Annotated in this window: 20 protein-coding genes and 1 riboswitch; of the genes, 5 read left to right on the forward strand and 15 right to left on the reverse strand. The window is 41.1% G+C overall.

Annotated features, from left to right (window positions below):
* Positions 1–210: 210 nt before the first annotated feature.
* The 4 genes from ylqF to HCZ11_RS09150 form a co-directional block, all read right to left on the reverse strand.
* Positions 211–1,164 carry a ribosome biogenesis GTPase YlqF gene (gene ylqF / locus HCZ11_RS09135; RefSeq protein ID WP_138558098.1) on the reverse strand — a complete coding sequence of 318 codons (954 nt, stop codon included), beginning with the start codon at positions 1,162–1,164 and terminating at the stop codon, positions 211–213.
* Between the two features lie 108 nt (positions 1,165–1,272).
* On the reverse strand, positions 1,273–2,499 hold the full coding sequence (locus HCZ11_RS09140) for a HAMP domain-containing sensor histidine kinase (protein ID WP_175580415.1): 1,227 nt from the start codon (positions 2,497–2,499) through the stop codon (positions 1,273–1,275).
* Positions 2,499–3,176, reverse strand: coding sequence for a response regulator transcription factor (locus HCZ11_RS09145; protein ID WP_205987940.1), 678 nt, complete (start codon positions 3,174–3,176; stop codon positions 2,499–2,501). Before HCZ11_RS09145 ends, HCZ11_RS09140 begins: the two co-directional genes overlap by 1 nt.
* 36 nt (positions 3,177–3,212) lie before the next feature.
* Positions 3,213–5,597, reverse strand: coding sequence for a TonB-dependent receptor (locus HCZ11_RS09150; RefSeq protein ID WP_167658258.1), 2,385 nt, complete (start codon positions 5,595–5,597; stop codon positions 3,213–3,215).
* Positions 5,598–5,869: 272 nt separating this feature from the next.
* Here HCZ11_RS09150 and HCZ11_RS09155 point away from each other — a divergent pair, with 272 nt between their 5' ends.
* Together HCZ11_RS09155 and HCZ11_RS09160 are read left to right on the forward strand one after the other, a co-directional pair.
* Positions 5,870–6,406, forward strand: coding sequence for a YaeQ family protein (locus HCZ11_RS09155; RefSeq protein WP_138558096.1), 537 nt, complete (start codon positions 5,870–5,872; stop codon positions 6,404–6,406).
* Between the two features lie 8 nt (positions 6,407–6,414).
* Entirely contained in the window at positions 6,415–7,020 is a 606-nt protein-coding gene (locus HCZ11_RS09160; RefSeq protein ID WP_130050212.1) for an alpha/beta hydrolase, read from the forward strand.
* 4 nt (positions 7,021–7,024) lie between these two features.
* On the opposite strand, the gene HCZ11_RS09165 is transcribed toward HCZ11_RS09160, so the two are convergent.
* Positions 7,025–7,234 (reverse strand): hypothetical protein, encoded by a 210-nt coding sequence (locus tag HCZ11_RS09165; protein ID WP_054562952.1) that lies wholly within the window; start codon positions 7,232–7,234, stop codon positions 7,025–7,027.
* A 364-nt stretch (positions 7,235–7,598) separates the two neighbouring features.
* On the opposite strand from HCZ11_RS09165, the gene HCZ11_RS09170 reads away from it, so the two are divergent.
* Positions 7,599–8,072 (forward strand): Dps family protein, encoded by a 474-nt coding sequence (locus HCZ11_RS09170; protein WP_167658259.1) that lies wholly within the window; start codon positions 7,599–7,601, stop codon positions 8,070–8,072.
* Positions 8,073–8,130: 58 nt separating this feature from the next.
* Here the strand turns inward: HCZ11_RS09170 and HCZ11_RS09175 are convergent, their stop codons facing one another.
* The 5 genes from HCZ11_RS09175 to HCZ11_RS09195 all read right to left on the reverse strand — a co-directional run bounded on the left by HCZ11_RS09175 (position 8,131) and on the right by HCZ11_RS09195 (position 16,167).
* The gene (locus HCZ11_RS09175) at positions 8,131–8,532 is read right to left on the reverse strand and encodes a hypothetical protein (RefSeq protein WP_167658260.1); all 402 of its coding nucleotides are present in this window, start codon (positions 8,530–8,532) and stop codon (positions 8,131–8,133) included.
* Between the two features lie 67 nt (positions 8,533–8,599).
* Complete coding sequence (locus tag HCZ11_RS09180) at positions 8,600–10,678, reverse strand: S9 family peptidase (RefSeq protein WP_130050209.1); 2,079 nt, start codon at positions 10,676–10,678, stop codon at positions 8,600–8,602.
* Between the two features lie 275 nt (positions 10,679–10,953).
* Positions 10,954–11,523 (reverse strand): chitin-binding protein, encoded by a 570-nt coding sequence (locus tag HCZ11_RS09185; protein WP_167658261.1) that lies wholly within the window; start codon positions 11,521–11,523, stop codon positions 10,954–10,956.
* A 105-nt stretch (positions 11,524–11,628) separates the two neighbouring features.
* Positions 11,629–11,712, reverse strand: a riboswitch (cyclic di-GMP riboswitch).
* A gap of 135 nt (positions 11,713–11,847) precedes the next feature.
* Complete coding sequence (locus tag HCZ11_RS09190) at positions 11,848–14,985, reverse strand: efflux RND transporter permease subunit (protein ID WP_167658262.1); 3,138 nt, start codon at positions 14,983–14,985, stop codon at positions 11,848–11,850.
* A 9-nt stretch (positions 14,986–14,994) separates the two neighbouring features.
* Positions 14,995–16,167 carry an efflux RND transporter periplasmic adaptor subunit gene (locus HCZ11_RS09195; protein ID WP_167658263.1) on the reverse strand — a complete coding sequence of 391 codons (1,173 nt, stop codon included), beginning with the start codon at positions 16,165–16,167 and terminating at the stop codon, positions 14,995–14,997.
* 265 nt (positions 16,168–16,432) lie between these two features.
* Here HCZ11_RS09195 and HCZ11_RS09200 point away from each other — a divergent pair, with 265 nt between their 5' ends.
* Positions 16,433–18,943 (forward strand): zinc-dependent metalloprotease, encoded by a 2,511-nt coding sequence (locus tag HCZ11_RS09200; protein ID WP_167658264.1) that lies wholly within the window; start codon positions 16,433–16,435, stop codon positions 18,941–18,943.
* Between the two features lie 53 nt (positions 18,944–18,996).
* Here HCZ11_RS09200 and HCZ11_RS09205 read toward each other — a convergent pair whose 3' ends face one another.
* Entirely contained in the window at positions 18,997–19,611 is a 615-nt protein-coding gene (locus HCZ11_RS09205) for a PQ-loop domain-containing transporter (protein ID WP_130050202.1), read from the reverse strand.
* Between the two features lie 271 nt (positions 19,612–19,882).
* Here HCZ11_RS09205 and HCZ11_RS09210 point away from each other — a divergent pair, with 271 nt between their 5' ends.
* A complete protein-coding gene (locus HCZ11_RS09210) occupies positions 19,883–21,019 on the forward strand; it encodes a lipopolysaccharide assembly protein LapB (RefSeq protein ID WP_130050201.1) in 1,137 nt (378 codons plus the stop codon).
* Position 21,020: 1 nt separating this feature from the next.
* On the opposite strand, the gene HCZ11_RS09215 is transcribed toward HCZ11_RS09210, so the two are convergent.
* From HCZ11_RS09215 to HCZ11_RS09230, 4 genes are all read right to left on the reverse strand, one after another.
* On the reverse strand, positions 21,021–23,843 hold the full coding sequence (locus tag HCZ11_RS09215) for a hypothetical protein (protein ID WP_167658265.1): 2,823 nt from the start codon (positions 23,841–23,843) through the stop codon (positions 21,021–21,023).
* 85 nt (positions 23,844–23,928) lie between these two features.
* Complete coding sequence (locus tag HCZ11_RS09220; RefSeq protein ID WP_130050199.1) at positions 23,929–24,171, reverse strand: hypothetical protein; 243 nt, start codon at positions 24,169–24,171, stop codon at positions 23,929–23,931.
* A 78-nt stretch (positions 24,172–24,249) separates the two neighbouring features.
* Positions 24,250–25,782 (reverse strand): PH domain-containing protein, encoded by a 1,533-nt coding sequence (locus tag HCZ11_RS09225; protein ID WP_167658266.1) that lies wholly within the window; start codon positions 25,780–25,782, stop codon positions 24,250–24,252.
* Positions 25,775–26,308 carry a PH domain-containing protein gene (locus HCZ11_RS09230; protein WP_130050197.1) on the reverse strand — a complete coding sequence of 178 codons (534 nt, stop codon included), beginning with the start codon at positions 26,306–26,308 and terminating at the stop codon, positions 25,775–25,777. The genes HCZ11_RS09225 and HCZ11_RS09230 overlap by 8 nt, the downstream gene beginning before the upstream one ends.
* Positions 26,309–26,319: the final 11 nt, after the last annotated feature.

A 26,319-nucleotide genomic window follows, 5' to 3' on the forward strand; every position in this document is an offset into this window, starting at 1 on the left:
ATAAACTGATTTGTTTCTCGACCCTGAAACACGTGTGGCCCACGATAAAGCTAAGATCGCCTGTTGCTAATCGCAACGCCCCTTGATGTTGGCAACAGGTGGTCGCCCTACTATTTTACTTGCTACATTGCTCATATCGGTGACGGTAGATATGAAACTAAAAAAGCCCTTATAGGGCTTTTTTTATGTCTAAAACAAAACGACGAGTTATTAACGGCGGTTTTTACGCGCACGCGCTCGGCGTTGCTTTTTTTCTTCTTCTTTAGCTGCTTTTTTAGCCTCAGCAGCAGCGCGAAGCTGAGCAACCATTTGCTCTTCTTCTTCTCGCATAGCCGGGGTTTCCATGGTAATACGGCCAATAATGCCATCGCGTAATTCATTAATAAGAATTTCAGACATTTTGTAAGTATCGATTTGATTACCACCGCGGATACAGCCACGCTTTTTACCTGCCATTTCAACAAACTCCCAGTCAGACTCTGGTAGCTCATCAATTTTATAACGGCTTTTTAAAAGCTCTGGGTATGCATGCAATAAATATTCAGCGGTGTAACTTGCCACTTCTTCATAATCGATAGCGGTATCACGAATTGCACCGGTTGCACCTAAACGATAACCTGAGTTTTCGTTCTCTACTTTCGGCCATAACATACCCGGCGTGTCGTAAAGCATAATACCATCGTCAAGCTTAATACGTTGCTGCGCTTTTGTTACCGCAGGCTCATTGCCTGTTTTTGCCACAATACGGCCAGCTAAAGTATTAATAAGTGTTGATTTACCAACATTTGGAATACCCATGATCATGGCTTTAATTTGTTTATCGGCACCCACTTTATGAGGCACTAATTTTTTACAAAGCTCATTAATACGGTGCACTTCACCTGCTTTATCATTACCAAAATCAATCGCTTTCACACCACTTTGCTGCTCAAAGTAGTCTTTCCAAGCTTGCGTTAACTTAGGATCAGCCAAGTCCGCCTTATTCATGATTTTGATCACCGGCTTATCGCCACGCAGCGCAGTAACCATTGGGTTTTCACTACTATAAGGAATACGGGCATCAAGTACCTCAATGATCACATCCATCTGTGGCATGATTTCTTTAATTTCGTTGCGGGCTTTGTTCATGTGACCCGGGAACCACTGTATTCCTGCTCTACTCATTAGATTATTAAGCTCTTTATTTTAAAGGCTAACGCCATGGGGATTTTGCTGATAGGTATAGTTTACTACATCAAGCAGGATTGTTTAAAAATAAAATCACGCCTTCCATCACCACGAAAGACGAGCGACTACATGCGCTGTATCTGCATGCAGTGAGAATGACCAACCATTGCGCTCACATAAGCGTTGCACAATACCTAAACCTAAGCCATAGCCGTGAGAAGCTGTTTCAGTCGCCGTATGCTGGGCATCACCGCCACTGAACTGATTGGTGATTAATAATTCATGCTCTTTAATCAAAATTGCAATCGGTACTTGTCCTGCAAGGGTATGCTCAAACGCATTTCGCACCAGGTTATTAACCGCAATAGAAAATGCCTGTGCATGCCCATAAATTATGGGGTTGGCAAGCTCATCAAGTTCAACACCAACGAGTTTACCGTTTAACAAATAGCGTTGCTGCTCTACTGCTTTTCTTACCAGTGGCATTACTAAAAACTGCTCATCATACAAGCCATCATCAGTTTCACGGGCAAGACACAAAAACATTTCGATCATTTTATTCATGTCGTATGTTGCCCGCCTTACACGATCTATCACCTTCATATCGGCAGGAGTCAATTGGCTTTGTTCTAAAAGCTCTAGGGCGCCGGTAATGACTGTCACTGGCGTGCGCAATTCATGGCTTGCTGAGTCTGTAAAATAGCGTTCTCTTGCGATGAATGCACTAACTCGCTCAAAAGCCTGCTCTATTGTACTTGCGAGCATGCCAACTTCATCATTTGTATATCGGTTAGCATCTATACGCTTGTAATCTTCGTTTGATAATTGCTCAGGATCAATGTCGGCCACAGCTTTAGCAAGTTGAGTTACGGGAGCCAAAGCTCGACGCATCACAAAAATTCCAAGCCCAAAGCCTAGTAACCCCAATGTTCCTACAAGGCTGCTAATAATGAATAATAACCACCAATCCTCTGACGAAGAAGCCTCAATCTGCGCGACATCAAACACTACAAACCCATGTGACTGCTCATTACCTGTATCAATAACGGCAACATGTAATTCTTCGCTATCAAATTCATACAACCCAACTGCTGGATTTGTTTGCGCCCACGTTTGAAGTGATTGAGGTAAGTTATCTACTTTATCGTACGCCTTAAGATTTGTAGTAATGGCAGGGTAGTTATCTGATGCAACTTGCAATTGCTGGGTTAGCACTCGATCTTCACTCAATCTTATTGCAGCAAAGAAAGCAAAACCCCATGCAATACTCAGCACAGCCACACACATTGCAAATGCGATAGCGACACGTTTGTGCAAACTATGCCGATACATTATTGGAAGTCCTTTGCAATTCGATAGCCGATACGGTGCACAGTATGAATCAATGGCGTATCAAATGGTTTATCAATTGCCTGTCTTAACTTGTACATGTGCGAACGAAGCGCATCACCATCAGGAGGCTCATCTGCCCATAATAAAGTTTCGAGACTATCGCGTGTAACAACAGAAGGAGATACCTCCATTAACCGCTGCAATAACTTCATACTTGCAGGATTAAGCTCAATAAGCTGGCCAGCACGATATACTTGCAAGGTGGACTTATTCATCGTTAGATCAGACACAGTCAATACTTTGTTGGTATTGCCGTGACTCCGCTTATAAAGAGCTTGCAGGCGCACATGTAACTCTTGCAATGCGAATGGCTTTACCAAATAATCGTCGGCTCCTACTGCAAATCCTCTCAGTTTATCATCAAGCGTGTCTCTCGCAGTGAGCATAAGTACAGGTGTTTCAACGTCAGCTTCAGCTCGCAACTTTTGACAAAAGTGTAAGCCATCCATCCCTGGAAGCATTAGGTCTAAAACAATGACATCAAACTTGTTGTTCATCGCTAGTTGCATTGCACTTATACCGTCATAAGCAAAGTCCAAGAGATAACTGTGCCTTTCTAGATACGCAGCAATATTCGCACTAATGTCACGGTTATCTTCAACAATCAAAGCTCTGATCGGCTCAGTATTCAAAGCATCTAGCATTTTTATTCCTTACCAAGCGTAATCAAATCGCAACCCGATCAGCGGTTCAGCTTCGCTATCGTCAACGACTTCAATTCCTCGGCGGTAATCAAACTCAGTGTCATCAGCTGATGAAGCTGCCGTGACATTTATAACATCAAGAAAGGCGGTAACATCAATAGGACCAAAGGCACGTCGGTAATCTACACGAACATTCAATGAGCCTGATCCTTCTTTGCGGCCAACATTACGCTCTATAATTTCCTTAGAGTAACGTAAAGGCTGTCCTGGCCCCAAAACATCTTCATGTACAATAAATATGTCACCTGGTCTGCCAGAAAGGTATTTATATCGTCCAGCAAGCTTCCAACGGTCACTTATCTCCCATGTCAGCCCTAACGTGGCAACATGTTCACGACTAAATTCAGCAGCTACGTCGCCAAAACCATCCTTTCGGTCTACGACCGCATCATTGTAAGAATAGGTTGCACTGGCGTAAAGACCTTCGAAAATAGTAGCATTAAGCACAAAATCAGCACCATATGAAGTACCATCACCATCATTTGCATAAGTTCCACTGGTACGGTCTAGGTCAACCACTAAGTTGCTAAGCTGCTGATAATAAACTTCCGTTAGTAATGACCAGTTGGCATTAGGGAAATATTTAAAGCCAACACTCGTATGGGTTATTTTTTCAGTTTTAAGATTATTAGTCTCGTTAGCCGCGAGTTCTAAATATCGCGGTGACTGATGAAATAACCCCGCCGTTGCAAAATACCTTACCTTTTGACTTGGCATCCAGTTAATGCTGAATCGAGGTGATATAAAACTTTCATCAGCAAACCCATCTCGTTCAAATCGTAAACCTGTACCAAAATCCCAATCACCCATTTCAAAAATTTGTTCTATATAGCCTGCATAGTTTACTTCTTTCAAAGACGTGACTGAATTAAGGCTTTCAGGTGTTAGTACAATAAACTTTTGCTGTGAGTCAGGTCTATAATCGTCACTATCATAAACAAACCGATTCCATTCACCATCTAAAAATGTGCTGTAATCTAGTTCAATTTGCGTAATTCGGGCACCGACGCTCAACATCCCTAATTGATTTTCTACCTCAAAATCACTTCTCCAACCAATTTCTGTTTCACCTTCAGATATAGTAATAATGTCTTCTCGACTAGGGTATTCAGAAGCTAGCGTTCCCTCGGGCACAAGATCTGGATAAGCCTCACCTTCAGAGCTCAATTTATCACTTTTTCGGTAGTAAACTTTATTAGTCAAAACAGCGGTTTCACCAAGCAACGTGGTCAATGTTAAACCATACAGGTCACTATCTTGCTCGGCATTTTGCAATGCAGTATCTTCAAAATTAGGTGATTCAGAAACATGCTCAACGCCACGAGTATATTTCTCATGCGTATCCATGAGTAACACTTCAAAAGTGTTATTTTGATTAATGGGTATCACTGATTTAAAAATAATATCCCTTAAAACAGGTTCACCAATATCTAGCTCTTCGATAGTTTCAAACAAGGCACCAAAATCTAGCCGCCTTGCAGAAAAAAGCATAGTTGCTTCATCAGTGATATTTATAGGGCCGTCATAACCAACTTCATAACCAGCAAGGTCGTAGCGAAAACTTGCAGATGGGCTAGGGTTACCATCGGCCACTTCTAGTTTCAGCAAAGATCCTGCACGACCACCATAAGCTGCTTGCCACCCGCCGGGGGAAAATTCTGCTCCATTTATTACATTTGGGGCAAATATAGAAAAGCGACCACCGCCTCCTACATCTTCCTCTTCACCTAACGTCGCATCAAAGTGAATAGCTTTATCAAAAGGAAAATCATCAACAAAGAGTAAATTATCTCTTGGGCCTCGACCACGCACACTAAAACTTGCAAATTCACTGTCAGATGCGACACCTGGCAATCCATCTAGAGAAAGTAGTGGATCTGCACCTCCTCCCACGGCACTTCGCAGAGATTCTCTGTCGAGATAGGTGCTAGAACCTGAAGTAAATGTATCAGCTTGTTGGGCTCTTACTTCAACTACCTCTATGGCTTGTTCTCTAAGGTCAAATTCAACCTTCGTATTTTTTCGTGTTACAACGCGAATACTTGGTTCGTATAAAGCCGCAAAACCACTTTTTGTAATCTTTATTGAGTAAAGGCCCGGATCGAGTTGTTCAACAACAATACGCCCTTGTAGATCAGTTTGTAAGGTTTGTATTGCAGAGGTTTCTCGTTTCTTAAATATGACTTGTGCGTTTGGAAGTGGTCGATCTGTAGTCTGATTTTTGACAATAACCGTTATTGCCCCCGGCTCTTCTACTGCGTAAGAGTAAAATGCCAAACTACTCAACAATAGCCATGCAAGTGACCAGAGTATCTGTCTAAATTGTTCTCTCATAATTGCGTCCCTCTTGGCATCAACCATGATCTTGATTTCAATAACTTGCACATACTTTCATCCTCCCAAATAGCCCTAATTATTGAATTCGAGTTAATCAACTTTAGACGTTAGCAAAGTAAATGTGACTAAAATGTCACCGAAGTAATTTAGGTTTACGAATACCGCTTGTGATAATAAATAAGGATTAACCTAGAGTTTCGCTGGAGATATTTAAGTGTCGGTAAGATTAATTGCGCTATAATGACGCAAATTTTTTCAAGTAAGCAATTATGGCTCTTAAATCAACCATTATTAAAGCGCAATTATCGCTAAGCGATATGGACCGCCACATTTATCAAGATTTCAATTTAACACTGGCACAACACCCATCAGAAACCGAACAACGCTTGATGATCCGCTTGTTAGCTTTTGCACTTAATGCTCGTGAAGGCTTAGAGTTTACGAAAGGCTTATGCGCAGATGACGAGCCTGAGCTTTGGCACATTAACTACAGCGAAGAAATTGAATTATGGATTGAGCTTGGACTACCTGACGAAAAGCGCTTGAAAAAAGCCTGCAATAAAGCCAAGCAAGTTGTTTTGTATACTTACGGTGAAAATAACCAAGCAATTTGGTGGCAAAAACATCAGCCTAAGTTGTATGATTTTAAAAACTTGAGTATTTTTAGTCTCGATTATGCTGCTACTCAGGCATTAGCAGAGTTAGCCGATCGCAATATTAAGCTCACTATCACAGTTCAAGATGGCGAAGTATGGGTTAGCTCAGATACAGCAAATATCGAAATTAAACCGCAACAGTTAATGTAAGGAATGCGATGGCAATTAGGCAGGTTGTAGTATTACACGGACTTTATATGTCGGGCTTTGTGATGCGTCCACTGTGCGCGCGCCTTGAAAAGTCAGGTCTAAAAATACTCAATTTGACCTATAACACGCTCTCTCCCGATAGAGCGGCAATTTTCGATAAGATTGATCGCTTTATCGGTGGTAAGCCGACCGCCTTAGTTTGTCATTCTATGGGCGGCTTGGTTGCTCGCGCTTACTTAGAGGCCAATTCTCTTCAAAGTCGCCATGTCGAAAAGGTGATCACCTTAGGCACCCCGCATAAAGGCAGTCATATTGCTAAGCAAATGCAGCAAAAGGGCTTTGAAATGCTGTTAAAAAACAGTGTGGAATTTTTATTATCAGAGAATGGGGATTGGCCGTTTGATGCCAAGCTATATAGTATTGCAGGCGATTTACCAATAGGTCTAATGCCGCTTATTGCCAAAGGTAGTATCTCTGATGGTACGGTGTTGATGGATGAAACTAAGCTCCATGGCATGGCAGAACACAAGGTGTTTCATTTAAGTCACACCAGTATGATCTACTCACGCCAAGTGATGGATTACATTATTAAGCTTATAAATCAAAGTGAGTGATACTTTAATCTTCAGCACTTGCAGCCACTTTATATGAGATTAAAACGATGATCCCTAAGATCAGTGGCACAGGTGCAGCAATGTAGCCAAAGGTATCAAAGTTTGCGAAGCTAGCCCCAGCTAGATGACCTACCAAACCGATAACAAATGCAAGTAATGCAATCACTACAACGACTATTTCAGCTTTGCTTTCTTTAACTGTTTTACCGTCCATTTTTCTTCTCCTGGTTAAATGCGGTAAAGTCATTATGCGCTTCTGGTTCGTTGATTTTTTGACCCAAATCAAATTCTAAATCAGCGTGTTTGTAAGCAGATGCAAACCTTGTTTTAGATCATACTTTCTGCCTAATTTTTGGATATTTATTAAATAAGGTAGATTTTTTGCTCAGTTGCCCCAAGTCTATATAAAAGTAATTCAAAGTTATGTTGATAGTGCATAAATGGACAAAACAAACCTTTGATAGTTAAAACCTATCACTGTGTTCGAATTAAACCATTTTACAGATTAATCAAGATGACTAATACTTAACGTCAAGCACTAGCAAGTTAACATTTAACGGTTTTTTAAGGAGCAATCTATGTCACAGGTAAATGCAATTGGTTTAAACAGCGCAAAAAGTGAAGACATCGTAAATTCACTAAACTCTTTACTAAGCTGCTACCAAATTCAATATATGAACGCACGCGGCTTTCATTGGAATATCAAAGGCCGTAACTTTTTTGAATTACACCTTAAATTTGAAGAAATTTATAACTTACTACTTGAGAAAGTAGATGAAATTGCAGAGCGTATTTTAACGTTAGGTGGTACACCTGTACATGCATTCTCTGAGTACATCGAAGATAGCAAGATTAGTGAAGCTAAAAATATCACTGAAGGTACTGCTGCAGTAGAAAATCTATTAGCAGGTTACAGCACGCTTATCCAAATGCAGCGTGAAATTTTAGCACAAGCAGGTGATGCAGACGACGAAGGTACAGCATCATTAATGGGAGATTACATCAAAGAACAAGAGAAACTTGTTTGGATGCTAAAAGCTTACCTTGATTAATATTCAGAATTGACACGAAAAAGCCCTCAAATGAGGGCTTTTTTATATTCAGAAGGTATTACTTTAACCACTTTCTTAAATTATCGTACTCGGGTCTTGCTTGAAAAAGACTCTCGGCATCTGGGTGAAAATTAATATCCATCTCTACACCTGACCAAACGGTTTCTAACAAATTGCGAGCAATAATATTTGCTTTAATATAGTCAACACGTTTGTAACCCCGCGCTTTTACGGCCTGAAAGTAAGCCCTTGCAATCTCAATACTATCAGCAGTCGCTAATTCAAATTGCTCCAAATTAACCACGGCATACTGAATTGAATGTTCAGGGTATTTCATGATTTCTTGACCAACTTCGATACTAAATGAAGCAACAGCTTCTTTGTTAAAGCTGCCACTAATTTCCACATAAATCACCGGCGGCTCAACAAAATAACGCCAATCACCATGGGCTTTAAACATGCTCACCCCTTTGAAATACAACTAAAGTTTTATGCTTATAGCATCTATTCACTTATTTATCTAAGTCTTAATTTGGTAATAAAGCAATAAAAAATGCCATTTCTAATGCCTTTTCTTCAAGACTTTTAAAGCGACCCGATGCACCACCATGACCTGCATCCATGTCGGTTTTGAACACCAAGATGTTGTCATCGGTTTTAAATTCACGCAGCTTTGCGACCCACTTCATTGGCTCCCAATATTGTACTTGAGAGTCATGGAATCCGGTGGTGACGAGAATATTAGGATAAGCCTGGGGCTCGATATTATCGTAGGGCGAATAGGCTTTAATCACATCATAAAACGCCGGGTCATTTGGATTCCCCCACTCGTCATACTCATTCGTTGTAAGTGGAATACTCTCATCAAGCATAGTGGTTAACACATCTAAAAATGGCACATGGCAACCTATCCCTAAATAAAGCTCAGGCGCTTGGTTGACCACAGCTCCCATTAGCAAACCACCAGCACTACCGCCCGATGCAAATACTTTATGCGGGTGTGCATAGCCTTGCTCAGTAAGCGCACGAGTAACATCAATAAAGTCACTAAAGCTATTTTGCTTATGTTGCTTCTTTCCTTGCTCATACCAATGGCGACCTAGCATTTCTCCACCACGAATATGGGCAATCGCATAAACAAAGCCACGGTCTAGTAAGCTTAATGAGCTACTTGAAAAGCTAGGATCAATGGTAATACCGTAGGCACCATAGCCATACTGTAACAGCGGGTTCGTGCCATTTTTATTAAATTGATCAATACGGTAAACCAATGACACTGGCACTTGCTCGCCATCTCTTGCTCTAACCATTAAACGTTCTGAGCGATAATGCTCTGGGTTAAAATCCCCAAGCACTTGCTGTTGTTTTAATAAGGTTTTGTTTCCTGTTTTTAAATCAACATCATACAAAGAGCCCGGTGTTGTTAAGCTTGAATAATAAATACGTGCAGAGCTCACATTCGGCTCAGGGTTCATTGCAATTGCAGCATAATAACAAGGGTCATCAAACTCTAACGTTAAGCGCTGAGCATGCTGATTGACCACCACAAAACGTGTTTGACCTAGCTCTCGTTCTGTAAGAATAAGGAAATTATCAAAAATCTCGACCCCTTCTAACAACACGTTTTCACGATGTGGAGTATGCTCTTGCCAACGCGTTTTATCGGCAATAGTGCTTTGCGTTGCAGTCATTAAGCGAAAGTTTTTCGCTTGCCAGTTCGTCACAATATAGAAGGTATCACCCAGTTTATCGACATCAAATTCATGGCCTTCTTCGCGTGGCATTAATGCGCTGAATTCACGCTCTGGGTTATTAGCGTCAAGCACCCACATATCATTTGTTTCTGTGGTCGCAAGATCAATAATAATTAGGCTTTCATCACGGCTTTTTCCTAGCCCCATAAAGAAGCTTTTATCTTGCTCTTCGTATACAAGTACGTCATTTGCTTGTGGCGTACCTAAAACATGGCGGTAAACTTGAAAACCCAACAGGGTTTGTAGGTCCTTTTTCACATAAAAAACTGTTTTATTATCATTAGCCCACACCACTTGACCTTCGGTATTTTCGAGAACATCGCTAAACATTTCACCACTGGCGATATTTTTAAAACGCACAGTATAAATACGGCGGCCCTCAGTATCTTCAGAATAGGCAAGTAGCTGCTCGTCAGGGCTAATTGCAACCTCGCCTAGTTCATAAAATTCGTAGTCAGCGGCTAATTGGTTTACATCTAACAATAACTGCTTATCACGCGCTTCAATTGAACTGCTGCGATAATGACGTGCATATTCATCATCGCCTCGTACTTCTGAGTGATACCAATATTTGCCATCTTTAACGGGTACCGTGTTGTCATCTTTTACAATACGGCCTTTTAACTCATTGAATAACTGCTCACGAAGTGGTTTTATGTCGGCTAGTTGCTTATCGCAATAGTCATTTTCAGCATTTAAATGCGCTAATACATCTGTATTTTCACGCTCATCATCACGCATCCAATAATAATTATCGGTGCGCGTCTGTTGGTGAGTAGTTAATTGGTGTGGCTGTTTTTTTGCAACAGGAGGATGCGCTAATAAAGACAAAGAATACGAATTTGACGACACAAGAAAAAACCAAAATAAAAAACGAATTGCTGGCAGTTTATCACAGAATTATACCAATCAGCTTAATTAAGTAGTCTATTTTGAGGCAATAAAACCTCGTTGATAACAAGGCAAAAATTTCGTTATTTAGTTGTTCTAAATGAGAAATTTTTAACGCAGTTAGCGGCAGGTTTAATCCCTCAAAATGATTAAGTATTATTGCGGGTTGGTATTAAAAAAGCCCACTCAAATTGAGTGGGCTAAGCAATGCTAAAATAGCATTTAGGGGGAAACTTTTAATGTGAAACTTGCTGCCAAGCCATAGCCCAGCTTTTTCCTACACCTGGTTCAAATAGCGGGTTGTGTGAATCTTTAACACGACAAAACTCGCTAAATGGCCATGGTTTACACATATAAATATGGCCTGTTTTAGGTTGTAAAACCTTAATTCCTGCACTGTAATCGTTGCATGCTTGAGGATAAACATAGTCATAATCTTGCAGACTATCTTTTACTCGCTCTTCACACTTGGCGATACAATTAAACGCCACTTTTACATGTGTAATGCCCGAGCCTTCAAGGGCATAAATTTGGTTTGAACGGTACGCAACCACTAAACCTTGTTCAGTCATTTTGCCCGCTTTTACTAGCGGAATATGCACGTTTATATGCTCAGCAACAGAACGAGGCCAATTATGAGGCTCACCCTGATCGGAGCTGCTGATCGGGTATTCGAATGATAAATCGACTAGCTCTCCTTGCATGTCATAAAAGGTCACAATCACCCTATCACCAACAAACAGTTGGGTATGATGATTCAAGCAACCAATCGGCAACCACTTCCCGGAGGCCATTGACGTATGCATAAACAAAATATCACCCTAAGAACAACTAATAGGTATTATCCAACAACCGAACAAAAAATACTTTTAGTTTGAGGCAAGTGAACCAAAGCACTAGATTATGTGCTTATCAGCGGCCCCGCTATCATAGTATAAAACCTTAGACCGGAAACTTTGCGTCCTAACCTTTCAGTTAGTTTGCCAAAAACAAGATTGAGTATAATCGTGACCGAATCACAAATCAAACAAAAGAATGTAACCAAACATCTTATATAGCAAATAGTTACTAGAAATGCATGAGATACAAAAAAGCCAACCGCTTGGTTGGCTTTTAAACTGATGAGACTTTTAATCTCTTGCTAGATTTCTTCTGATCACTACTCTGTGGCCTGCACGGAATATATTCAAGAAGCCATTACCTATATCACTCATAACAATATACAAACAAGGTACTAGTACTAAAGTGATTAGGGTTGCAAACATAACCGCAAAACCAAGTGCGACAGCCATCGGAATTACAAATTTAGCTTGCAGACTAGTTTCGAACATAATTGGTAAGACACCGGCAAAGGTTGTAATTGAAGTCAGGGTGATTGCCCTAAAACGCGCACAACCTGCTTCAATAACCGCTTGGCGAGTTGAAATACCTTCGCGGCGTGCTTGGTTCACAAAGTCGGTCATAACTAACGAGTCATTAATTACAACACCCGCTGCAGCAATCAAGCCAAAGCCTGACATCAAGCTAATATCTAAGCCAAACCAGAAGTGGCCCCAAATAGCACCAGTTAAGCTAAATGGAATAACCGACATAACAATAAGAGGTTGTGAATAGCTTTTAAGCGGCACTGCAAGCAAGATATACACTAAAATCATACCGCCTATGAAGAACATGATTTGCTCGTTAGCTTGCGCTTGTTGTTCTTCAATAGAACCACCTAGCTCAGTTTTAACTGATGGGTATTCTTCTTTTAACTGCGGTAATAAGTTCTCATCAACTTGCTTAACAACTTCACCCGGTTCAATCGCTTCTTCATCGATACTGCCGTAGATATACACAGTACGATAGCCACCTTCACGGCGAATATAGCTAATACCAGGTTTTTCGTTCAGTTCAACAACATCACCCAGCATCACCTCTTGGCCGGCAGGCGTTGTAATCACGGCATGCTTTAATGATGCAAACGCTTCACGGGTTAGTTTAGGGTAACGAACCATGACACGCACTTCTTCGCCGCGGCGAATAACACGCTGTGCTTCACCACCATAGAAGCTTGCGCCTACTTGGTTAGCAATATTGGCAAGGTCTAAACCTAGATCGTATGCCACAGGTTTTAAGCTTAATTGTACTTCTTTGCTCGCCGGATCGATGGTCGAACTAATATCAAACAAGCCTTTTTGCTGTTGTAATAGTTGGATAAAACGACGACCAGCATCATTTAAGGTATCGATATCTGGGCCGTACAGTAAGTAACCAAACTCACCATCCATACCACCACCATTCACGTCATCGTAAATTTGCAGTGATTTCACGCCAGGGATACTTGGCATTTGTTCACGCCAACGACGAGATAATTCAAACGCGTTGTACGGACGCAACTCTTCGTCTACCAGCGGAGCAAGTAACTGTGCTTCAGTACGACCTTGGTTGAACACTAAGATATCGCGAATAAGCTTTTGACCAAATTCTCGCTCTGTCTCTTGATCTACTTTTTGCACCATGGCTTCTATGTCACGAATAGCATTGATTGTTTGTATATCAGATGCATTTTCATTCATTTCTAGGCGAATTTGCGGGAAGTCATGAGGTACTTTTGGTGTTGGCACCACTCGCACTTGGTTTGATGAAATTAAGCCAAACGTCAAAATCAATAAACCGATAAATGCAAATAGAACAAACCAACGCCACTCTACACAAAGCTCAATAAAACGTTTATATGGACCATTAACAAAGCTAAAGAAACGTTTGTTAAAACGAGCTCGCCAGCTATTGGGGTTAATTGGTGGAAACTTAGTATGAGCAATGTGAGCGGGTAAAATAAGTTTCGATTCAATCAAACTAAATACTAGGCACAAAATTACCACAACCGCGATACCGAAGAAGAATGCGCTCTCTGGTCCACTTGATAATGTAAATGGTGCGAATACGGCAATTGTTGTTAAAACACCAAATGTTGCCGGGGTAGCAACACGCTTTGCGCCATTTACCACGTTCACAACACCACCGCCTTTTTTCTCAATTTCGGTATAGGCGCTCTCTCCTATTACTATGGCATCGTCGACCACGATCCCGAGTACCATAATAAAGGCAAATAACGACACGATATTAATACTGATACCAAATAATGGCATCATCATCATTGCACCTAAGAAACACACAGGTAAACCAATCATTACCCAAAGTGCTAGCTTAAAGCGTAAAAAGATAGACAACATAATGGCAACCAAGATAGCACCTTGAATTAGGTTGGTTTTCATCATGTCTAAACGTGCGTTAAGGTAGTAGGTCATGTCCATTAATGGCTCTAGACGTAGACCCGCTGGTAACTCTTTATTCTTTTGTTCGATAAACGCTTTAACCGAATCAGCAACCGGGATCATATTTTGTTCTTTGGTTGCTTTTACTGATAAATAAACGGCATTTTCACCATTAAATTTAAAGTAACGCTCACCTTCAATGAATTGGTCTTTGATTACAGCAATATCGTTTAACAGCACTTTAGCGCCATTAGCACCAATTTTTACTGGGATCTGGCGGAACTCATCACCGTTATAATATTGGTTTTCAACGCGCACCGAGATAATACCTGCGTCAGTACGTAATTGACCTGCTGAAATATTAGCAGAGTAACGACGCACAGCACTGGCCACATCACTCAGTGTAAGGTTGTATTGACGCAGTGAGTCAGGATCGATTTCTATCGCAATTTCATCGAGTGGTACATCATTTTGTACAAGTGATACATTTGATAATTGCAGTAATTCATCTTCAATTCTGTTTGCAACTGGCTTTAGCTCAGTAAGCGGAATATCACCAACGAGCGTCATACCAATCACGTCCTGGCGAAATTCAACCTGGCTGATGGTGACAGGCTCCATTCCCGCAGGGAAAGTAGCAATACTGTCTACACGTAGTTTCACTTTATCGAGAACATCAGTAAGTTCTGCGTCCGTGTTGATCTCTAAACTCGCACGGCCACTATTTCGAAACGAGCGATATACACCACGCTTAATCTCGGTAACGTCTTTTAGTGACTCTTCAATTTTGATCAGAATACTTTCTTCAATTTCCTGTGGCGAAGCACCTGGATAATTGGCCTGTACTTCAATATAGTTAATTTCAACATTCGGGAACATCTGGCGTTGAATAGTGAAATAACTAATAATCCCCATGATGATGATAAACACCATCATTAAGTTCGCAGCGACCGAGTTATTGGCAAAATAGGCAATAAGGCCAGACTGTTTTTCTGTGTTTGTATCAGTCATAATGCTACCTTAAAGCTTTTCAACCGCTGCAGTTTCTGCATCGCTTGTCATTTCTTTCATACCAGCAATCTTCACTTCCATACCCTCTTGAGGATACTCAGGTAAAGTAAGAACCAACTGGTCATTCACTTCAAGGCCATCACTAATATAAAAGTACTCACCTTCTTCACGCACTACGGTTACTTTGCGTGGTTCAAGTTTATTCTCATCGTTTACAATCCACACTGTTTGGTTGTTCACCAAAGACTGCGGTAAACGGTAGATGTTTTGTAACGTTGCACCAGCAAAGTTAACTTGTACGTAAGCACCAAATTTAATTGGTTGCACGTCGTGCTTTAAGCCATATGGGTCATCAACACGAACTACTAGGTTGCTCATACGAGTCGCGTTATCAACAACACCTAAGTCACGATCAATTTCAGCTTCACGAGTAAAGCTGTTTAATCCTTTATTGATAATGGTCGCTTTTACGCCTTTTAAGCGTTTTGGTAAAAATACACTATCGAAACCAGCGATTGGTACGATGATTTCTGCGCTTTCAATATTATTAATTTCAGCAACTTGGCTGCCCACATTAATGTATTGACCGACACCTATTTCACGGCTAATCACAAGTGCATCATAAGGTGCTTTCACTTCGCAGCGAGCAAGGTCACGCTCGGCACGTTTTAATGCAGCTTGCGCTGATTTAACAGCGGCTTGCGCGCTTAACACTTGAGGTTTACGTAGGAATAAGTCAGTGCGCTCACGTTCTGGGTAACGTCTTGCTTCATCTTCTGCTACTTTAGCTTGTGCTTGCTCTTCAATCAGTGCCGCTTGAGCACTGGCAAGTGCTGCTTCAGCTTGTAGTACAGCCGCTTCGTAGTTATCTTTTTCGATGGTGAATAACACTTCACCGCGAGCTACGATACCACCAGCAACAAAGTTTGGATGCCAGCTCGTTACTTCACCTGCCACTTGCGAGGCAATCAAAGTACTTTCTAGCGGTTTAACTTCGCCGTAACTGTTAATGATCACTTGATGATCATTGCTTGCTACTGGCTCAACCTGCACCAAAGGACGCACATCAACTACATCCTTGTCTTTAGGCTCTTGAGCAATAGCGTTGATTGCCATAAAACCAGCAACACCAACAATTAATGCAACAAATGGTAAGATCCATTTTAATAAACTTGTGCGCATAACTTACACCTATAATATTTTAACTGGCTCTATCATACCAAAGCTGACAGAAACATTAATGCGACATTTGTAAGGAACTGTTACAAAAACGGTTAAATAAAAAATATAAATCAGAAAAATGACTTAAGAACAATTTGTTACAAACAAAACAAAAGAAATATCAAAAACTTACAACCATACTTTCACACTTGTTAACAAATGACCTTTTATCAAAGAGTTAATTCATTAAACTTGATTGAGAAATAATTAAAGGAACGAGTTAACAATGAAAATAACAAACATTGCGCTGGCACTAAGCCTAGCACTTGCCATGAATGGCCACGCAGCCGAAGCTAAAAAAGAAGAAAAAAAGCCAAAGACGCTGGCTGAAATGATCAAAGATAAAAGCGAGTTTGCTGGTGTTTTCAGCATTTACCAAGATGCGAAAACGGGCGACAACTTAATGGTGATCGACCAATCACAACTAGATACCCCGTTTGTGTATTTTGCTCACACGGTCGATGGTGTTACTGATGCAGGTCACTTCAGAGGGGCATACCGCGAGACAAAGCTCATTGAGTTTCGTAAGTATTTTGACCGTATCGACATTATTAGCAAAACGCCACGCTATAAATTTGATGAAAGCTCTGCCCTAGCACGATCTGCTGATGCCAATATTAGCGAAGCTGTACTTGCTAGTATCAAAATTGAAAAAGAAGAAGATGGTAAAATCGCATTTAATGTTGATAAGCTATTTTTAAGTGAAGCACTTCATAAAGTGTCACCTTGGTCGAACCCAAAAGATAAAAATGCAAGCAAACGCTTTAAACTTGGTAAATTAGATGACAAAAAATCACGAATTGTTAAGCAACGACCTTATCCAAATAATCTAGATGTTGTGGTTGATTACGTATTTTCTAATGCCAACCCAACAGTACGAGGTTCAAACGCCGTAAGCGATCCTCGTAATGTTTCAATTAAAGTACAGCATTCATTTGTCGCGTTACCAAAAAATGATTATCAAGCTCGCCAAGATGACGCGCGTATTGGTTATTTCACTAACGAATTCGACAATATGACATCCGCTGATTGGGCACCTTATGAAGATGTAATCAAACGCTGGGACTTACAAAAGAAAGACCCAACAGCGGCACTTTCTGAGCCAGTTAAACCTATTACTTGGTGGATTGAAAATACCACGCCAGTTGAGTGGCGAGACACTATTCGTGATGCAGTGCTCGCGTGGAATAGCTCATTTGAAAAAGCGGGCTTTAAAAACGCCATTGAAGTAAAAGTTCAGCCTGATGACGCTGATTGGGATGCAGGCGATATTAACTACAACGTATTACGTTGGACTGCATCACCACGCCCACCATTTGGCGGTTATGGTCCTGCTCTTGCGAACCCATTAACTGGTGAGATCTTAGGTTCTGACATCATGTTAGAGTATGTTTTCATGAAAAACCGTTGGATGTACGACACCTTATATACCCAAGGTGCAGCCACGCTTGAAACTAGCCAAAGCAGCACAGAATTACATTGCTCACTAGGTCACAGCATTCAAGAAAACATGTTACTTGCAAAAGGCTTAGGCACAGGTGCAAGCATTGAAGACAAAGAGATTTTACGTCAAGGTTTAACTCAGCTCGTTTTACACGAAGTGGGCCATACCCTTGGTCTTAACCACAATATGAAATCATCTATCTTGTGGGATGAAAAAGAAGTTCACGATAAGAGTAAAACGCAAGGTATCGTAACGGGGTCAGTTATGGACTATGCCCCAGCAAATATCGCCCCTATTGGCATGCAGCAAGGTGATATCTTCCAAACAAAACCAGGCCCTTATGATGATTGGGCAATTGAATATGGCTATAGCCAAGCTTTAGCTGATAAAGCCGCTGAGCAGCAGCGTCTTGAAAAAATTCTCGCTCGCTCGTCAGAGCATGCTTTAGCTTTTGGTAATGATGCTGATGATATGCGTGCCCCAGGCCGCCATATCGACCCACGTGTAATGATTGGTGATATGTCATCTAATCCTGCCGCTTATGCTGATGATCGCATGGAGCTTATCAATAAGTTATTTACTGAGCTTAAAGACAAAGCCACTGTTAATGGTGAGTCATACCAACAGCTTGTTACCTCCGCGAACATTTTATTTAGAAGCTACAGAACACAAGCCGGCGTAGTATCTCGTCAAATTGGTGGTGTTTATGTAGAACGTAATGTGGTGGGCGATGACAAAAATGGCGCACCATTTACGCCAGTGCCACTTGAGCGCCAGCAACATGCAATGCAAGTGTTAGCCGACAAAGTATTCTCGCCCAATGTACTTGCTAACATGCAACCGCTTTATAACTACCTGCTACAGCAACGTCGTGGTTTTAATCATTACGGTAAAAATGAAGACCCTAAACCACATGGCATGATTTTAGGCATGCAAAAGCTGGTACTAGCTCAGTTATTACACCCGGCTGTAATGCTGCGAATTTCAGACAGTGCAATGTATGGCAACGAGTACTCACTTAATCAATTTATGAATGACTTAACGGCAAGCGTTTTTGTAGATAGCAAAAAAGCAAATACTCTAAGTCACAATCTACAAGTTGAATATGTGAATCAGCTAATCGCGATTGCTGGTTTAGGTAAAGCGAGTAAGCACGACAACCTAGCCAAAGCTGCCGCGCTTTATCAGTTAAATCAAATTGCTGATATGAGCGTGCCATGGGGTGCAGACACCGCAGCAAAAGCGCATAAGCAATATATCGATCGCTTAATTAGTAAAGCCCTCGAAGCATAAGTAAAACAACACAAAAAAGGCTGCCAATTGGCAGCCTTTTGTTTTTAGGTAATTTAAGCCATTGCTGGGCGCGATTTATAATACTGAATACAACCTAATTGAGCGGCATTAGTTAGTAAAATCATTACAAAGGTCAGTATGTGAGACACGCTCGGTGTGGCCATTGAAAGCTCGGCAGCGAGGCCGCAGCTACCTGCAACAAATTGCAGACTAAAATAACGAGCACTTAAATTACTAATATTACCGCTTTTGATGGTTTTATAAGTTTGCGGCATAACACGAATAGAGCTCATCACTAAACCCACATAGGTTAGCCAGTTCAGCACCGTTGCTGTTTCATAATGAGGGTTAAGCAACAAACTAAAAGGCACGACCGACATGGCTAATAACCCGGCTAGTTGCATACGTTGCTTTCGCGCAGCATTGTAACGAACAAAGTAATAAAGAATCACACCACTTAGCATGCCTGTTACAACAAACGGCATGGCCATGTAAAAACGCTGGAAATACAGGTTAAAGGTGATGAAATACAAGCTTTGCGCGACACCAAAGCTCATCATTAACAGCGAAACGCCCGACACACTGCGATTTTTACGGATCTTATTTAAAAGCGGATAAAAGCTAAACGCCAAAATAAAGCATGAAATAATCGGCAAAAAGTGCGCCAAAACAGACCTCTCTCGTTACAATTTAGTTAATAAGTTAGCAGTTTATAAATCGCCCATAAAATCAAGGTAAACATTTGTTTTTTAAGCAATTTAAAAGAGTGCGGCATTGTAATGAGAGAATATTAGAATGCAATTAAGAATAAAAAATAAACAACAGTCTATTGGCAAGATATCCATACAGGCTGTTTAGAACTGATGACACTAATTACTAACTTGAATAATCAAAGTTAACTGGGTAAATTGATTAAATAGCACTCAATAGGGTAAAGCCATGAAGTCAGTTTTATATGCACTTGTTTTGAGTGCCTTTTTAGTTGGATGTAAGAGTACGAAACAACCTACGCCACCGCCTAGTGTGGGCAGCTTACTCAACGCCGCACATTTTACTCAAGTTGAACTAAGCGACCCTGAGCTATTTACACTCCCTGCGGATGAGCAAAAACGTTTTCTTGATTATTTTACCAAACGTCAAGGTGGTGATTTTAGAGATGACCAAATCCTTTATCACTATTTAGAAAAGAAGCTCACCAATTTTAATTACTTTAGTGCCACACTCAATGCCCAGCAGACTCTTCAAGGTCATCAAGGTAACTGTATTAGCTTGGCAATTTTGACCCATGCATATGCTCAACTAGCAGGACTTCAAACGGGCTTTCAAGCGGTCTCAAGTGAGCCTGTTTATAGCAAACAAAATAACATAGTGTATGTGTCAGGGCACTTTCGCACCAAAGTCTACGCCCCTTTAAATGAGGACGATAATTACTTGGTGCCGCCAGGTACTGTCATTGATTACTTTCCTGCTCGCGGCAGTTTTTACTCTGGCCGAGCTGAGTTAAAAGACTTAATTAGCCGTTATTACAGCAACTTGGCTGCAAAAGCATTGGCCTTGCAACAATTCGATTTAAGCTACAGCTATATATTAAAAGCCAATGAATACACCCCAAATGCTGCATCACTTTATAATCTAGCTGCCGTATTACATCGCCAATCGGGTGATTTAGCTGGAGCAAAACATATTTATCAAACAGCAATGCAGTATGGCTTTAGCGATACGAATTTACTACATAATTACGCAGTTCTGGCCGAGCAACTTAATGATCAGGTTTTGGCAGAGCAACTCAATTCACAGTTAGCGATGCTTGAACAAGATCCATTCGAGTTACTGGCAACGGCAATTAACGCCCGTAACAATGGTAAGCTTTACAAGGCAAAACAACAGCTCGAAGACGCGATTGCATTAGCCCCTTATTTATCTGAACCCTATATAGAGTTAGCGATTATTAGTTATCAGCAAGGAAATGAACAAAGCAGTAAAGAATGGCTAGAAAAAGCCATTGAGATAGAAAATAAAGACGAAAAGCTAGCGCTATACCACGCCAAGCTTTTCGCCTTAAAAGACCAACACTAGGCTATAACGAGTAATAGAAGCTTAGCCAAGCCCGTAAATCATTTTCAAAGTCGTCGCCTTCTACCCGGGCGACGCCAAAATCAAGGTTTACATCGTTCAAACCTGCAGGCCCCATACCAAAGCTAAAGTCTCCTCGCCATTTTAGCCCGTAACTTTGTGCATAAACTCGGTTATCGACTTGATGCTGTTGGTAGTAAAGCCAAGGTAATGAATCTTTGTAACTAATACCCCCGCCATAGCCTTTATAGCGGTTACCTAATTGGCTAATAAACGGCAGCTCAGGGGCAACAACAAAGCCGCTTTGCGTGTCTTTATTAATTAAGTTTGACTCATATCCTCCAAGCGTAAGGTTACTGTCATCGCGATATTGCTGAGCAAAATTAACATAAACAGGAATATCAAAGGCATAACCGCTCAATACTGTGGCAAAGTTATAGCCCTGCCAATTATTCGAGTCAGCATCACCGGATAGCCACTCGGCACTTACAGACTGAGCAAAACCATATCGTTGTCTGTCATGTTGCCATTTTTGTTCAAGTCCAAACTTTAACCATTGATCATCACCTTTACTAAAATCACTGTAGTTATAGCTCAAACTCGGTGTAATACTGAGCTGCTGAAACTGCAACGGGTAGCTCATGGCAAAATGTGCCCCTGTATTACTTATGTTCAGCGACGTTTGTGAATGGTACTGTTTTGCTGATTCGAGGTCGTAATCAAATAGCAGCGCTTTAAATTTTAAATCAAACGCAGAATACTTAGCGGCCGCGAACATCCCTTCTAGTGCTTTGTCATGTAAATCAGCACTATAGCCGGCTTGTAAATCGAGCTGTTTCAAGAAATCACTACTTTTCAGGCCAAGGGTAAGAAGCGATGATGAAGCCGAATAATACTGAGATGCCAACGAAAAGGTTGGTTTTTGCTGCCATATATCATAATTGATTGGCTCAGTTGGGCTTTGCGGGTAGATTTTCGCCTCAGGTAATACTTCGCTCGTTACCTGTCCTCGCGGTGGCGCTGCACTTTTAGCAAATTCAACAACCTCTAATCCTTGTGGTTGCTCAGCAAAATGCTTGATATTCGGCCCTTGTGCAGTGATCGATAAATACAAAAGTTCACCATTATGCATTGCCATTGGGTGCGCAACAGCTTCTTGGCCTTGTGTTAATTGGCGTAGTGAATTGCTATTAAGATCATAATGATACAAATCGAGAGCTTTATTTTTACCCGCGACAAAATAAATCCCTTTGCCATCTGCTTGCCAATTAGGTTGTGACACATATTGATAGCCTGCGGGCATAGGCACAGCGAGTGATTGCTGAGAGCTCACATCTTGTATATACAACTGCCAATTGGCATTCAATGTCGCTTTTAAATAAGCAAGTTGAGTTTTATTAGGGCTTAGTAATGGGTAGTCATAAACCGTTTCTAGGCTTTTCTCAAATAAAGGCGTAGCGACACCCGTATTGAGGTCAAGGCGCACTAGCTCAGAGAAGCCATGCTTAGTTTGCTCAGCATAAACAGTTTGTCCGTTATCACTGATACTAAAGCGGCGAAGCCCTGCATGATGCGTCAATGCGCTCACTTTTCCTGTGTCGATATCATAGCGGTATAGATCAGAAATACCTTGAATGGAGCCTTTAGCAACGGTTGTTGTGGCTGTGAAAAACAGTGTATTTTCATCTAACCACTGCGGGTTTTTTATACCCTGCCTATTAATTTGGTGAAGCACGTGTTTTTGCTTACGCTTAAAAACACTGGGGGCTTGATCAGCAATATCGACGGGATCATCATCAAGTAACGCTTGTTGCTGCTTTGCAAAATCATCGGCAGCCTGTTGATTGTCACCAGTACTGTAAATAACTAAACGCGTTTCACCATCTTTGTTTCGCTCAACGATGGCAAGCTTACTGTTATCTAAACTTAAAACAGGGTTCGAAGCATATAATTCAAGCTCTAACCAAAGCTTGCTTGTAAGTGCTTGCTCACTTACTTCTTTAGCCATTGCTTTATAGGTATACTCGGCAATAAAACGACGATAGAGACGCTCAGGAGAATTACCAAATACACCGCTGAAGGCTTCATTAAAATCACGCGATTTAACTGCTTGCATACGCGTCCAAACTGCATCAAGGGTTTGCGGTGAATGATTCTCTTCAAGCCAAGCAAGAAAGCGAGAGCCTATTAAATAAGCCATTGAGCCAGCTAAAAAACCGCCTTCGGTACTATTTAACTGGCTATATCGGGGCAATGCACCCTGCTGTGCAAATTCAACTAGTATTGCCTCTGATAGATTATCGTATAAACGGCCTCGGCCTGTCATTTTCGATTCAAGTAAGGTTGCATATCCTTCTGCAGCCCAGCGCGGCATGTCACTTTCGATTAAATCATAAATATCCCAACTATCGCGAATAGCTTGGCGCAAATCGCTACGAGTCGGTTGAGCAAGGTGCACTAAATGAATATATTCGTGCAAAATCAATAACTGCTGCCAGCTATCGGTGTTAGAAATCACGGTGTCAGATTGCGGAGGCGTTGTAAACAAGGCCATTAAAGGCTTATTCGTCACCGGCAAAGCGAACCCATTAGAAGCATTAAACGGGTCGAAAACCAGCACATCGACTACTTCATCAAGGGCACGGTTTTGCTGCTTTAATACCTTATCGCGAACAATTTCAAGCTCTGTAGCAGCAGAGCGTGCCCATTGTTGATTCTCAGTACTAAAATGCACGTTAAAGTGTTCAGTATGAATAGTTTGCCAAGTCTCTTGGCTTGAGACATGGCCAGCGGCAAGTAACGCCACTGATAACAGAGCTTTTTTCATCACAATCCTTGATTAGCAAGTTGCTTAATTTAAGAATTAGTATGCGATGCTTTTTTAAAAGGCTGAAGTTAAAAAGTGTAAGAAATTACTCGATTTTAATCGGGCGAACCAAGTCTAACAATTGATAAATAATAAAAATAGTCACGGCAAACATCAGGCTGCTTCTTAATGCACCGATCCCCGCGATGACTAAAGCTGCGGTTACAAGTAACGCTATTACTGTAACAGCGACACTCACACACAAGCCTTTACACTCTTGCTGAGAACGTGCATAACACAGTAAGGCAACAACACCTGAAATAGCTAAAATAGGTAGAAAATAAATCATTGAGCACCGTAGTTATTAACGTTGCGTTAGTATACCTCAATAACAATACGAATCAACGGTATTGATAATTATTTTCATTTAGAACCAGTTACGCTCGACACCTTCGATTTCATATAGCGCAAAATCAGTAAACCGCTCAGCCAACTCAGCATTTAAGTAAGGCATTGATACCGAACCAGAAGCCAGTTGTATATACAAGCTCTTAAGCTGCGATCTTCGCATTAAGTAAGTACTAGTTGTTGTGACGCTTTGCGCTTTGTAGATTTCAAAAACACGATATTGAACACCCAACATGCCCGTTTTAAATACAGCGAAGAAACGACCGTCGTGTTGATACATTGCCATACCGGTTTTTTGATAACTTAAAAACACACCGAGCATCAAAGTTAGTCCAACCGCAACACTCCAAAGCATCGTAGCAGCATCAAATAAGCTATTGAGAATTAGTGCTGAAAGTATGGTTGGCAACATAACATATAAAAGCGTATTTTTATAAAGTAAAGCCCGCTCAGGCTTAATAAAGTTAAGCGCCGTTAAATCAACAAACCAAGGAAATAACCAACGACACACAACTTGTATTTGCTCTTTAGTTAATACCGGCATTACTAAAGTTTGTTTACTTTTATGTGCGGCAACCCCTGCAGCCATACCGCCACTACTCACTTGCGGGCAAATTAAGGTAAAGCGATTAAGTAGCCGAGCAATAATATTTTGTTTAATTTGCACACTTTGAATTTTCGAAACACTTATCGAGAGTTGCTGACGCTCAAATAAACCAGCTACACGCTTAAATTTATCATCCTGAAAATAGAGCTGAAAATTAAAAAAGCGCACTAAAGCCATAACAACAGACAGTAAAATGGCACACAAAACAATTGTGATAACCATAATTAACACGGCTATTGCAGCAGCACTACCAACAAAGGCAGCTTGCTCATTCAGTATGGCCTCTAGGCGATTTATAATGGTTTTTTCGAGATACTCAAAAATCACATTCATAAATGGGGCAAGTGCAGCCAATGCTAAAATTGCCATGTTCGACATCAAACCAAATTTAGCAATTTCACCATTGCTGATCGTTAAGCTTTGCTGCTTGTCTGTTGCTTCACTCTGCTCAATAGGCTGCAGATCTTCTTGTTGTAACTGAGCTTTAAATGCCATGACTTGTTCGCGCACTTGCTCGGCATAGCTAAGCTTTACTCCCGGGATCACAGCTTCTTGAGCACTACTCCCAGCTGCATCAAAAATACAATTAACTAAATTAACCGGCTGAAAATAAAAAGGCTCAGCAATATTTACGTTTTGCACTCGAGCAAACTTTAAGGTTAATCGCTCTTTTTTAAACACCCCTTTATTTAGCAGTATTTCGTTGTCATCAGTAATTCGGTATTTAAAATTACGGTAATAAGCAAAGGCATACAGCACTAAAACTACAGAGGCTGCGGCAACTGCTATTTGCCCCCAAAACAGCTTTTGCTCAACTTGCGTGACAAATAACACTAAAATTGGCAGTAAGTTAAGTAAGCCATCTTTTATAAAGCGCAGTGCAAAATGAACAATAAAATACAGTAGTGCCCATGGCGACACGCGTTGCCATTGTTGATTATTCATCGGCAAGCTCATTATCTTGAGTTGTTGTATTATCACCATAACTTTGCACGAACTGTCGGACATCATTACATTGTTCGTCAGTTAAACCACTGATATGTAAATCAGCACTCATGCCACCGGCACTGTAGAGTCTAAGTGTTGCCAAGCCTAACTTTCGTTCAATTGGACCGCGATGAATTTCGGTGTGTTGCACGCGAGAAATAGGTAATAAGGTGATTTGTTGCCAAATTAAACCTCGCTTAAAAGCGATATCGTGCTCTCTTACTGCAACTCCTTTGGCGCGTATACTGTAGAGGTTGTAAACCATTGATAGGATTACCAGCAATGGCAAAACCAGCAGCCAAGGTGTAGCAATAGCTTCGCTAACGGCTGGATTAAAATGCCGTACAGCTATAATCACAGCCATGAGAGGCACATAAAACAGCAACCAATTTAGTTGTACATGCCATATCGCATTATCTGCAAGTGGTTGGAATTGAATAGTTTGATGCTTTGGAAGGGTTTCTATTTGTTGATTACTAAACACGGTAATTCCTT

It is taken from the genome of Pseudoalteromonas sp. HF66 (assembly GCF_011806445.1).
Classification (GTDB): domain Bacteria; phylum Pseudomonadota; class Gammaproteobacteria; order Enterobacterales; family Alteromonadaceae; genus Pseudoalteromonas; species Pseudoalteromonas apostichopi.

What these genes read in the sequence shown, in the direction of transcription:
- ylqF (WP_138558098.1), bottom strand. Translation starts at nt 1,164, where the DNA reads ATGAGTAGAGCAGGAATACAGTGGTTCCCGGGTCACATGAACAAAGCC.
- HCZ11_RS09140 (WP_175580415.1), bottom strand. Translation starts at nt 2,499, where the DNA reads ATGTATCGGCATAGTTTGCACAAACGTGTCGCTATCGCATTTGCAATG.
- HCZ11_RS09150 (WP_167658258.1), bottom strand. Translation starts at nt 5,597, where the DNA reads ATGAGAGAACAATTTAGACAGATACTCTGGTCACTTGCATGGCTATTG.
- HCZ11_RS09155 (WP_138558096.1), top strand. Translation starts at nt 5,870, where the DNA reads ATGGCTCTTAAATCAACCATTATTAAAGCGCAATTATCGCTAAGCGAT.
- HCZ11_RS09160 (WP_130050212.1), top strand. Translation starts at nt 6,415, where the DNA reads ATGGCAATTAGGCAGGTTGTAGTATTACACGGACTTTATATGTCGGGC.
- HCZ11_RS09165 (WP_054562952.1), bottom strand. Translation starts at nt 7,234, where the DNA reads ATGGACGGTAAAACAGTTAAAGAAAGCAAAGCTGAAATAGTCGTTGTA.
- HCZ11_RS09170 (WP_167658259.1), top strand. Translation starts at nt 7,599, where the DNA reads ATGTCACAGGTAAATGCAATTGGTTTAAACAGCGCAAAAAGTGAAGAC.
- HCZ11_RS09175 (WP_167658260.1), bottom strand. Translation starts at nt 8,532, where the DNA reads ATGTTTAAAGCCCATGGTGATTGGCGTTATTTTGTTGAGCCGCCGGTG.
- HCZ11_RS09185 (WP_167658261.1), bottom strand. Translation starts at nt 11,523, where the DNA reads ATGCATACGTCAATGGCCTCCGGGAAGTGGTTGCCGATTGGTTGCTTG.
- HCZ11_RS09190 (WP_167658262.1), bottom strand. Translation starts at nt 14,985, where the DNA reads ATGACTGATACAAACACAGAAAAACAGTCTGGCCTTATTGCCTATTTT.
- HCZ11_RS09195 (WP_167658263.1), bottom strand. Translation starts at nt 16,167, where the DNA reads ATGCGCACAAGTTTATTAAAATGGATCTTACCATTTGTTGCATTAATT.
- HCZ11_RS09200 (WP_167658264.1), top strand. Translation starts at nt 16,433, where the DNA reads ATGAAAATAACAAACATTGCGCTGGCACTAAGCCTAGCACTTGCCATG.
- HCZ11_RS09210 (WP_130050201.1), top strand. Translation starts at nt 19,883, where the DNA reads ATGAAGTCAGTTTTATATGCACTTGTTTTGAGTGCCTTTTTAGTTGGA.
- HCZ11_RS09215 (WP_167658265.1), bottom strand. Translation starts at nt 23,843, where the DNA reads ATGAAAAAAGCTCTGTTATCAGTGGCGTTACTTGCCGCTGGCCATGTC.
- HCZ11_RS09220 (WP_130050199.1), bottom strand. Translation starts at nt 24,171, where the DNA reads ATGATTTATTTTCTACCTATTTTAGCTATTTCAGGTGTTGTTGCCTTA.
- HCZ11_RS09225 (WP_167658266.1), bottom strand. Translation starts at nt 25,782, where the DNA reads ATGAATAATCAACAATGGCAACGCGTGTCGCCATGGGCACTACTGTAT.